The organism is Microcoleus sp. FACHB-SPT15, from assembly GCF_014849525.1.
GTDB lineage: Bacteria > Cyanobacteriota > Cyanobacteriia > Cyanobacteriales > Coleofasciculaceae > Symplocastrum > Symplocastrum torsivum.
This window is the reverse complement of the sequence record NZ_JACJNU010000029.1, coordinates 245,197-259,336: the sequence shown is the minus strand read 5'-3', so window position 1 is coordinate 259,336 and position 14,140 is coordinate 245,197. Positions and strand designations below refer to the sequence as shown.

Annotated in this window: 11 protein-coding genes and 1 tRNA gene; 8 read left to right on the top strand and 4 right to left on the bottom strand. The window is 47.0% G+C overall.

All coding sequences use genetic code 11. The annotated features are described in order from the left end of the window. The first annotated feature begins 25 nt into the window (after positions 1-25). Genes H6F98_RS10395 through H6F98_RS10370 form a run of 6 tightly spaced genes read left to right on the top strand, consistent with a single transcriptional unit; the run spans position 26 to position 7,955 of the window. Positions 26-2,128 (top strand): GDP-mannose 4,6-dehydratase, encoded by a 2,103-nt coding sequence (locus H6F98_RS10395; protein WP_192218586.1) that lies wholly within the window; start codon positions 26-28, stop codon positions 2,126-2,128. Between the two features lie 38 nt (positions 2,129-2,166). Next, on the top strand, positions 2,167-3,450 hold the full coding sequence (locus H6F98_RS10390) for a TIGR04295 family B12-binding domain-containing radical SAM protein (RefSeq protein ID WP_192218624.1): 1,284 nt from the start codon (positions 2,167-2,169) through the stop codon (positions 3,448-3,450). Continuing rightward, complete coding sequence (locus H6F98_RS10385; RefSeq protein WP_199348398.1) at positions 3,447-4,541, top strand: DNA topoisomerase IB; 1,095 nt, start codon at positions 3,447-3,449, stop codon at positions 4,539-4,541. Before H6F98_RS10390 ends, H6F98_RS10385 begins: the two co-directional genes overlap by 4 nt. 27 nt (positions 4,542-4,568) lie before the next feature. After that, positions 4,569-5,756 (top strand): glycosyltransferase family 4 protein, encoded by a 1,188-nt coding sequence (locus H6F98_RS10380; RefSeq protein WP_199348397.1) that lies wholly within the window; start codon positions 4,569-4,571, stop codon positions 5,754-5,756. A 4-nt stretch (positions 5,757-5,760) separates the two neighbouring features. Further along, a complete protein-coding gene (locus tag H6F98_RS10375) occupies positions 5,761-6,879 on the top strand; it encodes a glycosyltransferase (protein WP_192218585.1) in 1,119 nt (372 codons plus the stop codon). Then, a complete protein-coding gene (locus tag H6F98_RS10370; RefSeq protein WP_192218584.1) occupies positions 6,876-7,955 on the top strand; it encodes a glycosyltransferase in 1,080 nt (359 codons plus the stop codon). Before H6F98_RS10375 ends, H6F98_RS10370 begins: the two co-directional genes overlap by 4 nt. A 106-nt stretch (positions 7,956-8,061) precedes the next feature. On the opposite strand, the gene H6F98_RS10365 is transcribed toward H6F98_RS10370, so the two are convergent. Both H6F98_RS10365 and nadA read right to left on the bottom strand, forming a co-directional pair. Beyond that, the gene (locus tag H6F98_RS10365) at positions 8,062-9,417 is read right to left on the bottom strand and encodes an FAD-binding oxidoreductase (RefSeq protein ID WP_192218583.1); all 1,356 of its coding nucleotides are present in this window, start codon (positions 9,415-9,417) and stop codon (positions 8,062-8,064) included. Positions 9,418-9,613: 196 nt separating this feature from the next. Beyond that, positions 9,614-10,585 carry a quinolinate synthase NadA gene (gene nadA, locus H6F98_RS10360; RefSeq protein ID WP_192218582.1) on the bottom strand — a complete coding sequence of 324 codons (972 nt, stop codon included), beginning with the start codon at positions 10,583-10,585 and terminating at the stop codon, positions 9,614-9,616. 173 nt (positions 10,586-10,758) lie between these two features. Between nadA and H6F98_RS10355 the strand changes: the two genes are divergently transcribed. Beyond that, positions 10,759-11,706, top strand: a complete 948-nt coding sequence (locus H6F98_RS10355; RefSeq protein WP_192218581.1) for a TIGR04168 family protein — start codon at positions 10,759-10,761, stop codon at positions 11,704-11,706. 30 nt (positions 11,707-11,736) lie between these two features. Beyond that, positions 11,737-11,821: transfer RNA gene (locus H6F98_RS10350), tRNA-Ser, on the top strand. Positions 11,822-12,153: 332 nt separating this feature from the next. Here the strand turns inward: H6F98_RS10350 and H6F98_RS10345 are convergent. Beyond that, entirely contained in the window at positions 12,154-13,188 is a 1,035-nt protein-coding gene (locus tag H6F98_RS10345; protein WP_192218622.1) for a transposase, read from the bottom strand. Between the two features lie 129 nt (positions 13,189-13,317). After that, a complete protein-coding gene (locus tag H6F98_RS10340) occupies positions 13,318-14,115 on the bottom strand; it encodes an alpha/beta fold hydrolase (RefSeq protein WP_192218580.1) in 798 nt (265 codons plus the stop codon). Positions 14,116-14,140 lie beyond the last annotated feature (25 nt).

The following is a 14,140-nucleotide window of genomic DNA, read 5'->3' as shown; positions in this document are numbered from 1 at the left end:
AAGCCCTAACTTTTAAAAGTTCATTATGAAAATGCAATCTACATCTAGCCTAACGAAGCCAACTCTAGGTGTACTGGAGTGGTTTCGTCCTGGTGAGTACGAACAGGTAGAACGGGTACTTGCCGACCTGAAGACAATCGGAATCCAACATCTGCGTACAGGGGTTTCTTGGGCGGATTGGCACACAACACAGGGTCAGGAGTGGTACACCTGGCTGCTGAAAAAGTTAGGGGATGAGATTAACGTCCTGCCTTGTTTCCACTACACACCCCCATCATTGGGTATTGCTCCGAAAACTGCTGCACCGCCTCGCCGCCCGAAGGATTATGCAGACTTTATTGACTTAATGATTACGCGCTTCGGTGACTACTTTGAGTGGCTAGAACTTTGGAACGAGCCGAACAACTTGAATGACTGGGACTGGCGGCTCGATCCAGAATGGCAAATCTTCAGTGAAATGATTGGTTCTGCTGCTTATTGGGCGCAGCGTCGGGGCAAGAAAACTGTACTGGCTGGGATGAGTCCCGTAGAACCGCACTGGCTAGCGCGAATGTGCGATCGCGGAATATTAGCCTACATTGATGCCATCGGGATTCATGGCTTTCCCGGAACCTGGGAATTTGATTGGCAAGAATGGTCAATCAATATTGAGAAGGTGCAGGTGGTACTGGAACGGTACGGATTAGAACCGGAATTGTGGCTTACAGAAACGGGTTTTTCCACCTGGAAACATGACGAACACGGACAACTGAAGGCTTTTCTACAAGCGATCGCAGCTCCTGTTGATCGCGTATATTGGTATTCTCTTTATGACCTCCATCCTGATCTATCAACGCAAGATGGTTTTCATGCAGACGAGCGACATTATCACATGGGAATCAAACACCCAGACGGCACGCCAAAGCTGTTGTATCGCTTGTGGGCAACAGGTGGCTTAGACGCTGTTCAAGAAATAGCGCTCAGCAGTCAGCTATCAGCAGTCAGCCAAAAAGAACATCTCCTTATCTCCTCATCTCCCCATCCCCTCATCTCTCTAACTCCTAATCCCCAATTCCCAGTCCTCATCACTGGAGGCGCTGGATTTATTGGCACAAATCTCGCGCATCGGTTGCTAAGTACGGGACAGCCAGTGCTGCTGTTTGATAACCTCTCACGACATGGAGTTGAACAAAACCTGCGCTGGTTACAGCAGAGACACGGGGACTTGGTACAAATTGAAGTGGCAGATGTACGCGATCGCTATGCCTTACGTCGTGCCCTTCAAAACGCTTGTATGGTGTTTCACTTTGCCGCACAAGTGGCAGTGACAAGTAGCTTGAAAAATCCGCTACATGACTTTGAAGTGAATGCAACAGGGACATTGAACTTGTTAGAGGAAATGCGATCGCTTCCCACACCTCCACCTCTAGTCTTCACCTCTACCAACAAAGTTTATGGTGGCTTACAAAATGTCCCATTACGCCTCAACCACAACCGTTATGAGCCAATTGACGATTTAGTATGTCGCTTCGGCATTAGTGAAGACCGTGCTTTGAACTTTTATAGTCCCTATGGCTGTTCAAAAGGAGCCGCAGACCAGTACGTTATTGACTATGCTCGTACCTTCGGGCTACCAGCCGTTGTATTTCGCATGAGTTGCATCTATGGCCCTCACCAGTTCGGTACCGAAGACCAAGGTTGGGTTGCTCACTTCCTAATTCGTGCTATTGAAGAACAGCCAATCACCTTGTACGGTGATGGGATGCAGGTACGAGACATCCTATTTGTCGAAGACCTTGTTGATGCCTTCCTGCTAGCACAGGAAAACATTCATACTCTCTCTGGTCAAGCATTTAACATTGGCGGCGGCAACGAAAATACAACCAGCTTAATCGAATTCATTGATCTAATCGGCGAGGTACATGGCAAAAAGCCTCGCGTTTATTTTGATAGTTGGCGTCCTGGAGACCAACGATACTATGTCTCCGATTCCAGGAAATTTCAAACCGCAATAGGTTGGACTCCTTCCGTAAATCTTCGCCAAGGTGTCAGCAAACTTTATCAATGGCTGTTGGAGAGAAGCGGTCAGCGCTTAGCTGTCAGTGGTCAGCTTTTTGAATCAGGACTTACGCACAACCTCTACCTGTAGGGTGCGTCATGACGCACCCTACTACTACGAAGCGAATTATGAAATATGCACTTGTTAATCCCAACTGGACATTTAATGGCAGTACCTACTTCGGCTGTCGAGAACCGCACTTACCGTTGGAATATGGGTATGCAAAAGCTTTACTGGAACAGCAAGGACACGATGTTCTAATTGTTGACGGGCAGTTAGATAATCTTTCACGAGCAGAAATCAAAAACCAAGTTGCTACCTTTGAACCAGACTTTACTGTTGTCACGACTGCACCCAGTTATCTTTTCTGGCGCTGTGCCCCACCAGAGTTGCGCGTTCCCCAAGACACTGTATTAGACCTGCAAGATATTAGTAGGACAATGGTTGCGGTTGGCCCTCACGGCTCTACAACACCTAAAGCCACTCTGAAGAAGCTGAGTGTAGATGTCGTGATTTTGGGAGAATGCGAGGAAATTCTGCCGAAAATAACTGGAAATTGGCACGATGTGACATCTATTTGTTACTGGGAAGCTGGTGAACCTTGTGTGCAGGGAACTCCCCATACTACCGATCTGAATATGCTGCCAGCACTGCATTGGCCGCAGGAAACAATTGGGCGACATCATCACCACCATCACCGATTTGAGGCAGCACCAATAGGTTCTGGTGCTGAAATGGAAACGTCTCGTGGTTGTCCTTATCATTGCTCGTTTTGTGCTAAAGAGAATTTTCGCGATCGCTATCGCAAGCGTCCCCTATCCGTAATCTTGGAAGAACTGGATGGTTTAATTGCTCAAGGGGTCGAATACGTTTACTTTATTGACGAAATTTTCTTGCCGAATCGACCACTACTTGAAGCATTGGTAGAGCGAGAGGTGAAGTTTGGTATCCAAACGCGAATTGACTTATGGACACCACCATTGCTTGAGTTGTTAGGACGCGCAGGTTGTGTCTCCATTGAAGCAGGCGTTGAAAGTATTTCTGAAGAAGGGCGGCAACTGCTAGATAAAAACTGCAAACTATCTACAGAAGCGCTGAGTGAGTTGTTGATTTGTGCGAAGAAACACGTCCCTTTCGTTCAAGCCAATCTGCTTGATGGGAAAGTGGACGACCCGGAAGCCATTGAAGCTTGGCGTCAGTACTTGCAAAATTCTGGCGTTTGGGCAAACAAACCCGTGCCGTTGTTCCCTTACCCTGGTTCACCGGACTACACAAAAAAGTGGGGCTTTCCAGATGACCAAGCTTGGGAACGGGCAAATGAGTATTATCTGCAAGTCTATGCCGAGTTCAGCGATATTCAGGATGAGCAACCTTTGCCTCTATCCGAGTTAGAACTCAAAGCAATCTCGTGAAAACGTCAACAGTTAAAAAACCTGACCTCACAATCATCACCGATCCAGTCGAATCGGCAAAAACGGCTGGATTGCGCTACGTCACAGACGCAAGTCCCGGCATTCTCCGTAAGCAACGAGGTAAAGGTTTTAGTTACATTGGTGTCGATGGTAAACCGCTTAGCGATGCCTCAGAACGCGATCGCATCGAAGCACTAGGCATCCCCCCAGCTTGGAAGGATGTCTGGATTTGCCCCATCGCCAACGGACACCTGCAAGCAACGGGACACGATGCAAAAGGACGCAAGCAGTACCGCTATCATCACCACTGGCGAACCATCCGTTCTCAAACTAAGTTCAATCGTATGATTCCCTTCAGCGCTGCACTGCCGCTGATTCGGGAACAAACTGAACGTCATTTAGCCCTTAAAGGTTTACCGCGAGAGAAGATACTTGCTACTATTGTCCGGCTTTTGGAAACAACCTACATTCGCATCGGTAACGTTGAGTATGCCCAAGAAAATCAGTCTTATGGGTTGACAACATTACGCAATCGCCATGTCGATGTCTCAGGTTCAACTGTACGATTTCATTTCAAAGGCAAGAGTGGTGTCAATCACGACATTGAGTTTCATGACCGACGTGTTGCCAAGATCATCAAGCGTTGTCAGGAACTCCCCGGACATGAACTGTTCCAATATTTTGACGATGATGGTCAACCTCAAACGATTGACTCTGGAGATGTCAACAATTACCTTCGAGAACTTACCAACGAAGACTTCACCGCAAAAGACTTCCGCACTTGGGCGGGAACGGTAATGGCAGCACGAGAACTGCGGGCAATGGAAGGCTTTGAGTCACAGACTCAGGCAAAGAAGAACGTTGTACAAGCGATTAAAACCGTGGCGAGTGAGTTAGGCAACCGCCCTGCTACCTCCCGCAAATACTACGTTCATCCTGCTGTGATTGATGCTTATCTAGAAGGGACACTTGGTGCTATTGAGGAACAATCTAGTGGTTCAATGTGTGATGATTCACCGTATAGTTTGAATTCAGAAGAACGTGCAGTTGTTGCTCTCTTAGAGCGATCGCTTACTGATCTGGATAACTGAAATCCTACTATTTCTAAATCTGCCCAAATGCTGACCAACTCTCAACCCCAGCTACACACTGACAGGTTTTGGGGCGAAGCGTCCGCCGTTACCGCTAAACGCATCCTGATGACGGCTGATACTGTTGGCGGTGTTTGGACTTATGCGTTAGAACTTGGAGGTGTACTCTCGAAGCAAGGGGTTGAAGTTGCACTGGCAACAATGGGCGCACCGCTTACACCTCAACAATGGGAAGCTGCCAAACAAATCTCAGGCTTGCAGGTGTTCGAGAGTTACTTCAAGCTTGAATGGATGGAAGACCCATGGGACGATGTTCAGCAAGCAGGGAATTGGCTACTCGATCTAGAAGAACGCTTTCAACCTGATGTGGTACATCTAAATGGCTACGTTCACGGAGCCTTACCTTGGAAATCTCCAGTTTTAGTAGTAGGGCATTCCTGTGTTTTGTCGTGGTGGGAAGCTGTCAAAGGCGAGGCGGCACCCAGCAACTGGCAACGGTATCAGCGCGAAGTTGCTCAGGGTTTAGCCGCAGCAGACCTTGTTGTCGCACCGTCAGTAGCAATGCTTGCAGCACTTAAAACACATTATGGTTCAAGCTTTCAGGACAGAGTAATTCCTAACGGGCGCGATTCAGGGTTGTTCTCCCCATTGGAAAAAAAAGAGTTTGTCTTTACGGCTGGACGCTTATGGGATGAGGCAAAGAATGTTGCTGTACTAGAACAGATTGCACCTCAACTAATCTGGTCTACTTATGTTGCTGGCAACCAAAAGCATCCAGATGGTAGGGCAGACTCAATAAATCGCCTCTCGAAAAGCAATATCCACTGGCTAGGACACCTCAACTCTCAAGAACTGGCTGTATGGTATGGCGAAGCTTCGATCTATGCCCTACTAGCACGCTATGAACCGTTTGGGTTGTCTGTGTTGGAAGCCGCTTTGTCAGGATGTGCCCTTGTGCTGGGAGATATCCCAAGTTTGCGCGAAATTTGGGGTGATGCGGCTGTGTTCGTGCCTCCAGATGAACGAGATGCGATCGCATCTGCTATCAATACTTTAATTGCCGATTCACCACGACGTTATCAACTAGCAACCCGCGCCCGTACTCGTGCTTTAGAATATACCTCCGAACTCATGGCATCTAGATATTTAACGGCATATCAAGAACTCATTCACAAGCGAGAATTAATGAGTTTGGAATCTTTAGCTAATTCCTAAAATTATGCGAATCGTAATGTTCTATCATTCCCTCCTCTCAGACTGGAACCACGGGAATGCTCATTTTTTGAGGGGTATTGTGAGTGAGTTGCTCTCTCGCGATCATGATGTGCAGGTGTACGAACCGCAAGAGGCTTGGAGTCTTCAGAACCTTCTGGCAGAACATGGCAATGCACCAATCCTACGCTTCCAAGCGGCTTATCCCGGTTTAGAAAGCTATCGCTACCAACTTAAGACACTCGACCTTGACGAAGCGTTGGATGGTGCCGACTTGGTAATTGTCCATGAATGGAACGACCACCAGTTGGTGCAACGCATTGGCGAACACCGTAATAATGTTGGTGGCTATCGGTTGTTATTTCATGACACACATCATCGCTCAGTAAGCGATCGCTCTCAAATGGCAGCTTATGATTTGACTAATTACGATGGTGTCCTAGCCTATGGCAGTGTTATCCGCGATATCTACTTAACCGAGGGTTGGACTCAACGTGCTTGGACATGGCACGAAGCGGCAGATACACGCCTCTTTCATCCAATTGACGCGGTACAATCTGAAGGCGATTTAGTTTGGATTGGCAACTGGGGTGATGAAGAACGAACCGCTGAGTTGTATGAGTTTCTCATCGAACCCGTGAAGGCGTTGGAGATAAAGACACGAGTGCATGGGGTGCGTTATCCAGAAAATGCGATCGCGTCTCTAAAAGCTGCAAACATTCAATACGCGGGTTGGTTAGCCAACTACGAAGTCCCGGAAGTCTTTGCTCACTTTAAAATCACCATCCATGTACCGCGACGCTTCTATACTGAAGTTCTCCCTGGTATTCCCACCATCCGAGTGTTTGAAGCCTTAGCTTGTGGTATTCCTCTAGTATCCGCTCCTTGGGAAGACGTTGAGGGCTTATTTACACCCGGTAAAGACTTCCTCATTGCTCAAACTGGTGAAGAGATGCAACGTCAGTTGAGTGCATTACTTAAGGATGAACAGATGGCAAAAGAGCTATCAGAAAATGGACTCCGTACCATCCTCAACCGACATACCTGCGCTCATCGTGTTGATGAACTCCTTGATATCTATGCACAACTCCAAGACACCCAACACCATAAGGTGGTGACGACATGACAGGAAAGCTCAACATTGCCTTTTTCGGTTCTAGTCTTGTCTCTGCCTACTGGAATGGTGCCGCAACCTACTATCGCGGTATCATCCGAGCCTTACATGAACGCGGACATCAGACTACATTCTACGAGCCTGATGCGTATGATCGTCAGAAGCATCGTGATATCCCCGATCCTAATTGGGCAAAAGTCGTCGTTTACTCCGCTGACGGTGAAGAGGGAGTGAACCGTGCGCTTGAAGAGGCAAGTAGTGCTGATCTAATTGTGAAAGCGAGTGGTGTCGGTGTTTTCGATGAGTTGCTAGAGGCATCAGTTTTGGAACTCAAGAAACCTAACACCCTCATTGTGTTTTGGGATGTGGATGCACCAGCAACGCTTGACCGAGTGCAAAATAACCAAAGTGACCCTTTTCTCGATCTCATCCCACACTACGACCTAATCCTCACCTATGGCGGTGGTGAACCAGTTGTAAAGGCTTACAAAGCTTTAGGAGCGCGTGAGTGTGTTCCCATCTACAATGCCCTTGACCCAACCACTCACCACCCCGTTGCACCAGAACCTAGATTTCAGTGCAAGCTTGGCTTCCTGGGAAACCGTCTGCCAGATAGAGAATCTCGTGTGGAAGAATTCTTCTTACGTGCGGCGGCTGAATTGCCACATGAACATTTCCTATTAGGTGGGAATGGTTGGGACGACAAGCCACTACCCAGCAATGTCAAATACTTGGGACACGTTTATACACGCGACCATAATGCTTTCAACTGTACGCCTCAAGCTGTGTTGAATATCAGCCGCGAGAGTATGGCGAGATATGGCTTTTCCCCCGCAACGCGAGTGTTCGAGGCAGCGGGTGCGGGGGCATGTATCATCACCGATATTTGGGAAGGCATTGAGTTATTCCTAGAACCTGGACGTGAGGTTTTGGTTGCTCAGGATGGGTCAGACGTTGCTGAACACCTCCGCAATCTCACACCTGAAAAGGCACATGCGATTGGCAAAGCTGCTCATAGAAGAATTATTGCTGAACACACCTATACCCATCGCGCCGCACAACTCGAAACCCTACTCAAGGGTTACTAGTCCAGCAGGGCGGAAATACCTATCCATTTGAAAAAGGATTAACAAGCTTACTGTACAAGCAATATTCCTTCTGCCCTCTGCCCTCTGCCTTTTACTATATTTTCCACTACCGCTCTAGCCAAGCTTTCATTTTGCCAGGATTCATCAACCCATATGGGTCTACCATTTCCTTAAACTGCAATTGCTCTGGATTGACGGTTTTCATTCCCCCATCTTCCAGAATGTAAGTATGAGGATTGGCAATAAAAGCACCCTTCTGTTCGTGATAATGAATAATCTCATTCAAACGTTCCTCAGTTGTATAGCGAACCACTTGCAATGCAGCGGGAGCAACTTGTCCACCAACCCGAAGAAATTCTAAATGCATCATCACTTCATCACCAAAATGATGATACATATGCTCGACCAAGCTGAGATTTTTATCAGCCGGAAACAAGCTCTGCAAATAAGTTAGGTTTGGGTCAACGCTACGGGCGTGGAGTGTCGTGTGGTTCCAGGTAAATTCAAACAATGCTGTGCCTTTACTGGCTTCTTGAGCAGATTTTTGGTAAGTAATCGTGCCACTATACTCCCGAACTAAATCTTGTAGCGGTTCCAAACAAGTCTCAGCAATCATCAATAATGCACAATGCTTCCCTTCTGGAAGGTAACTTTTTAAAGCGGCAAAGTATGAGGGAACTGGTGAAGCATGAATACTAATGAGTTTCTTAATTAAACCATCAGCATCGCCCAAAGCTTGACCAAATCGAGCCGCTGTCATGAAGTCATCAAAGGTGACAATCACTTCTGCCCAAGCATAAGCGGGACCAAGGGGAATTTCTAATTCGGTGATAATGCCGTTGGTACCGTAGCCGTGATTAACCTTATGCACATCATCACCACGTAATTCAATGACATGCGGTTCATCTTCCATTGTGACGACTCGGACAGCGTGAAGATTTCCGCGATCGCGTAATTGTCCATAGGTAATTGAACCAATTCCCCCACTCCCTCCAGCAATAAAGCCGCCAATCGTTGCCGTGCGATATGTAGAGGGAGCCATCCGCAATTCCCACCCTGTCGCCCGTGCTTGTTTATCAAACGCCGCTAGCTTCACTCCAGGCTCAACACAAGCTAACCCTGGTTTAATCCAACGAATCGCATTCATCCGTGTGGTATCCAGAATTACGCCACCATTCAGGGGTACACACTGCCCATAATTTCCCGTACCAGCCCCCCGCACCGTTAACGGCACCTTGTACTTAACACACACCCCTGCCACTTGCAAAACTTCGGCTTCGTTGGTAGGACGCACAACCAAATCCCCTCTTTTAGAGGCAAGTTTGGGTTGTAGTACCGGACTGAAGTGATAGTAGTCCAGAGACAACTTCGCTAGCTGGGTTGGCTCAGTAATAATTTCTATGCCAGCTAGTTCAGAAGCTAGGGCATTCCAGTCAACGGGCTTAGCTGTAGTGGAAGTCATAGTTAGGTCTTAGAAGGATTCGGCAGGTTGGTGGAAGTTGGGGATTAGGGAATTGGTGATTAGGGTTTGGGAGTATGTTATCTCACTTGTTCACTTTGGTAACCCGTCTTTTATGAGTGAAAATAGGATGCTCCTCTTGAGAGTTCCAATTCCCAATTTCCGATTCCCAATTCCCAATTCCCAATTCCCATTCACCTTAAACACTCATCTCTAACATCCGCTGAATTGGGCGCAGTGCAGCCACTCGAATGTGTTCTGGCATTGTAATTTCTGGCTGACGGTTTTTCATTGCTAAATACAGCTTTTCTAATGTGTTGAGCCGCATATAAGGACACTCATTACAAGCACAATTATTCATCGCGGGTGCTGGGATGAAGCGCTTGTTGGGGGTTTGCTTTTGCATTTGGTGAATAATACCCGGTTCAGTGGCGACAATAAACGTGCTTGCGGGACTTGTTTGAGCATACTTTAGCAGTGCTGTTGTCGAGCCAATGTAGCTAGCATGACGCAACACGGGTGGTTCACATTCCGGGTGAGCAATTACCTCGGCTTCTGGGTGTTCGATCTTTAGCTGGATTATCTTCTTTTCTGAGAAGGTTTCGTGAACAATACAGCTACCTTGCCACAGTACAAGGTCACGACCTGTTTGTTCCATCACATAGCGCCCTAAATTCCGGTCTGGGGCAAAAATGATTGGTTGGTCTTCAGGAATCTGGTTAACAATCCGGACAGCATTGGAACTGGTGCAGATAATGTCACTCATCGCCTTGATTTCGGCGGAGCAATTAATGTAGGAAACTACTAGATGATCGGGGTAAGCTGCTTTGAATTTGGCAAACTCTTCGGGAGGGCAACTGTCAGCCAGAGAGCAACCCGCGTCTAAGTCCGGCAACAGCACTAGCTTGTCAGGATTGAGGATTTTGGCGGTTTCTGCCATGAAGTGAACCCCGGCAAAAACGATAACATCGGCACTGGTACTTGCTGCCTGTTGAGAAAGTCCAAGAGAATCGCCGAGATAGTCGGCAACATCCTGAATATCTGGGTCTTGGTAGTAGTGGGCAAGAACAACAGCATTGAGTTCTTTTTTCAGGGTATTAATTGCCCCAAACAGGTCGTAGGGGAGAAATGAAGAAGCTTTCGTCTGTTGAGGAAGTGCAGTCGTAAACACAGGTTTTGAGTTAATTGCGATAAAACAGCCTGAGGTAATTATAGTTATTTTTACCAAAACTGGCATGGTGGCTGAGTGGCTTTAGGAAATCTTCCCTAGGGTTGAATATCCACAAAGACTGCCAAAATCAGTAAGGCTTTTTATCCTGGAGAAAGACCGATAAGAGAGATCACATGAGCAATCAGAGGAATTACAAGCAATCGATCAAAATTGCTGTTGTTGGGGACATCCACGATTTATGGGAAGCTGAGGATGCGATCGCGCTTCATGAGTTGGGTGTTGATTTGGTGCTGTTTGTGGGAGATTTTGGTAATGAAGCGGTGGATATCGTGCGGTTAGTTACTGATATCGACCTTCCCAAGGCAGCGATTATGGGGAACCATGATGCTTGGTATAGCGCCTCCGACTGGGGAAGAAAACGCTGTCCATACGACCGCAAAAAGGAAGACCGAGTGCAGCAACAGTTAGATTTGCTGGGTGAAACTCATGTGGGTTATGGAAAACTGGATTTTCCAGAGTTCAATCTCTCTGTGGTTGGCAGTCGTCCTTACAGTTGGGGTGGCGAAGTTTGGAAAAATCAGGAGTTCTTGAAAGAACGGTGTGGCATTACCAATTTTGAGGAGTCGATTGAGCGCATAGTTGCAGCGGCGCAGACTACGACTTATGAAACAATTATTTTTTTGGGTCACAATGGTCCAGTTGGATTAGGCGATCGCCCAGAAGACCCCTGTGGGAGAGATTGGCAACCGTTAGGTGGGGATTACGGCGACCCAGATTTTGCAGAAGCGATCGCAAAAACTCAAGCATTGGGTAAAAAAATTCCTTTCGTTACCTTTGGTCATATGCACCATACGATGCGCCACACCAAGGAGAAACTACGAACTGCAATCTTTACCAGTCCGGAAGGAACGGTTTACTTCAATTCAGCAAGTGTACCTCGGATTATCCAAACCGAAAGCGATCGCCTTCGTAACTTTTCCCTGGTTTCCCTAGAAGCAGGTGTCGTTCATCAAATCTCTCTAGTTTGGATGGGTAAAGACTATACGGTGGTATCTGAGCAGTTGCTTTATCAGCATCCTGAAGCGACTGTTGTACAACCTGTTTACAGCCAGTCGCCATAAATGCAAGACCTTGATAATATAGATAAACCTGGAGAGGTGGCAGAGTGGTCGATCGCGTCCGACTTGAAATCGGATGAACCGAAAGGTTCCGGGAGTTCGAATCTCCCCCTCTCCGTTTAAGGTTCACGAGTACATTCCTAGAGTTGGTTATCTTCGCTCAAGCGCTGTTGCAACTGGGTCAACTCTAGCGACAAATTTCTACAAGCCTATAGCAATCAGCAGTCAGCTTTGGGCGGTCAGCTTTGGGTCAAATCGGCTCACTTCTGGGGAACGCTCTTCTCCCGTTAATGTCCTAACATTTGTGGCTACTGCTATACTATCCAACCTAATTAGGACATGGTTAGGGAAAAGAGGAAATGCGATCGCACAGCAGAAAAATACTCATCAACACTAAAAACCTTTCCTATCACTGAACTAGATTAGGACTTACGCATTGACAGGAAGCTTCTAGTATGCGTTCAGCCCTATTCTCTGTTTGAGATGTCCCAAAATGAATTCACGAGCAATCTGAAGAGACAAATTTCTCTGTAGTTCATACCAATTCTCAATTAGCTGTTCAGTCCGCATCAACTCTAACTGAGTAAAGGCTCGAATAGCACAAAAAAAGTGGGTCTTGAGCGCATCAGTTGTTCTTACCATAAATCGCTCGATGCCACAGAGCTGCTTGATGGCTCTGTGGTAACATTCAATTCCCCAATGAATTGAATGCATTTGCTTGAAATCATAGCGAGTTAAATGTTCGAGTTCTTCTAGGCAGGGGAGGAACATAATATAGTACCTCTCGACCTCGTTTTTGAACGTTTTCCGAAATACTTTTACCTTCCCAAAATTCTTCAGGTAGACCACTAACCCGTTATCTGGAATTAGCAGTTCCTGAACCTGAGTGTATACTCCTGGCTGAACCGAGACTTTTCTATTCTTGGCAATACCCATGAGAAAACCTAATTTTTGGTTTCTTAAAAACTTGAGATTTTCTTGACTTGAGTACCAAGTATCTCCCGTGACTATCTTGGGCTTCAGTCCCCAAGCTATTAACTCTTCTATCATTTCTCGAAAATAATCGTTTTTAGATTTCCCCTCCTGTTTGTCATAGATGCGATAATTGACAGGAACTGATTGACCTGACGGGTCGGTGTAATACAAGGTTATTAGCTGGATTCCCTTGACAACTCTATGATGTTTCCCTGACCAGAAGTACCCGATTAATTCTGTTAGTGCTGGGTCGCTATAAGGCTTATCAATGACTGTATCGTCTCCGCTTAATGTGCCGTCTATTAAATCAATATGTTGTTTGATTTCGTCGAACAAGTCTTTGGGTTCATACCTTTCTCGCAACAGAAAGCGGTTGATGCTGTCATGGGAAACATCCCCAAGAATTTCTGATAAGCGATTACAGCCAGCATACTTGGGTTCAGCCAGCAGGAATAAAGTGTAAGTGTCGAGATTGCACTTAGCCGTCGATGGCTTGCTTGGCGTTCTGATGGTCTTCAATCTGTGGGAGACAACAGCAGTATTATCGAACTCAACCCGTCCTTGTGACGAAGAGCGATCGCAACTGAATCACAAATTTTCCTTACTGCCCATTCTGCTCACTTTGTCAATGCGTAAGTCCTATAGATAAGCGCTAATTGCTCGCACTACCTCATCGGGCGCACTTAAATGAGGTAAATGACCCTCTGCGTTTATGTTGACTAGCTGACTTTTGGGAATCTTAGAAGCCATATATTCTCCTACCTCTGGTGGGACAGCCTTATCGTTGCTCGACTGTACAATCAGTGTCGGTACAGTTAGACGCAGCAACTCAGCACGATAATCAGACTGGAAAATTGTACGGGCAAGAGCCAGAGCAATATCTGGGCGGACTGCGACAAGAGTATTGGCAAATTCACGCGCAAGGCTTGGACGGTCTGGATTACCCATTAGCAAGGAAGCAAAGAAGCCACACGCCCAAGCCTCATAGTTAGCCGACATTGCTGCGTATATGGCATCCAGATCAGATTGCTCGAAGCCACCGTAGTAGCCTACATCGTTGAGGTAACGAGGTGATGCGCCAATAAAGATGAGGCGGCTGAAGCGCTCTGGCTCGATTAGGGAAGCAAGTAAGCCAATCATTGCACTGACTGAATGACCGACAAAGATGGATTGAGTCAGGTTTAATTCAGCGCACAAGTCCAGTAAGTCTTCCGCATACCCGTAGAGGCTGCTGTAGCGAGAGCGGCTGTAGGCAGTTAAGTCTGACTTCCCTGCCCCTACATAGTCAAACAGCACAATGCGATAGTTGGATTCAAACGCACAGGCAACGTGTCGCCAAACGGTTTGGTCGGCACCAAAGCCGTGGGCAAAGATAAGCGTTTGATTGCCTTGCCCTTGCACGTTGACGTTATTGCGCTTCAGGATACTTGTTTTCATATCTCACAATTTAGTCCACCAGACA

Excerpts from the sequence above, each read along its gene's own strand:
- H6F98_RS10395 (WP_192218586.1), top strand. The coding sequence starts at position 26 with ATGAAAATGCAATCTACATCTAGCCTAACGAAGCCAACTCTAGGTGTA.
- H6F98_RS10380 (WP_199348397.1), top strand. The coding sequence starts at position 4,569 with ATGCTGACCAACTCTCAACCCCAGCTACACACTGACAGGTTTTGGGGC.
- H6F98_RS10365 (WP_192218583.1), bottom strand. The coding sequence starts at position 9,417 with ATGACTTCCACTACAGCTAAGCCCGTTGACTGGAATGCCCTAGCTTCT.
- H6F98_RS10390 (WP_192218624.1), top strand. The coding sequence starts at position 2,167 with ATGAAATATGCACTTGTTAATCCCAACTGGACATTTAATGGCAGTACC.
- H6F98_RS10375 (WP_192218585.1), top strand. The coding sequence starts at position 5,761 with ATGCGAATCGTAATGTTCTATCATTCCCTCCTCTCAGACTGGAACCAC.
- H6F98_RS10340 (WP_192218580.1), bottom strand. The coding sequence starts at position 14,115 with ATGAAAACAAGTATCCTGAAGCGCAATAACGTCAACGTGCAAGGGCAA.
- H6F98_RS10355 (WP_192218581.1), top strand. The coding sequence starts at position 10,759 with ATGAGCAATCAGAGGAATTACAAGCAATCGATCAAAATTGCTGTTGTT.
- H6F98_RS10370 (WP_192218584.1), top strand. The coding sequence starts at position 6,876 with ATGACAGGAAAGCTCAACATTGCCTTTTTCGGTTCTAGTCTTGTCTCT.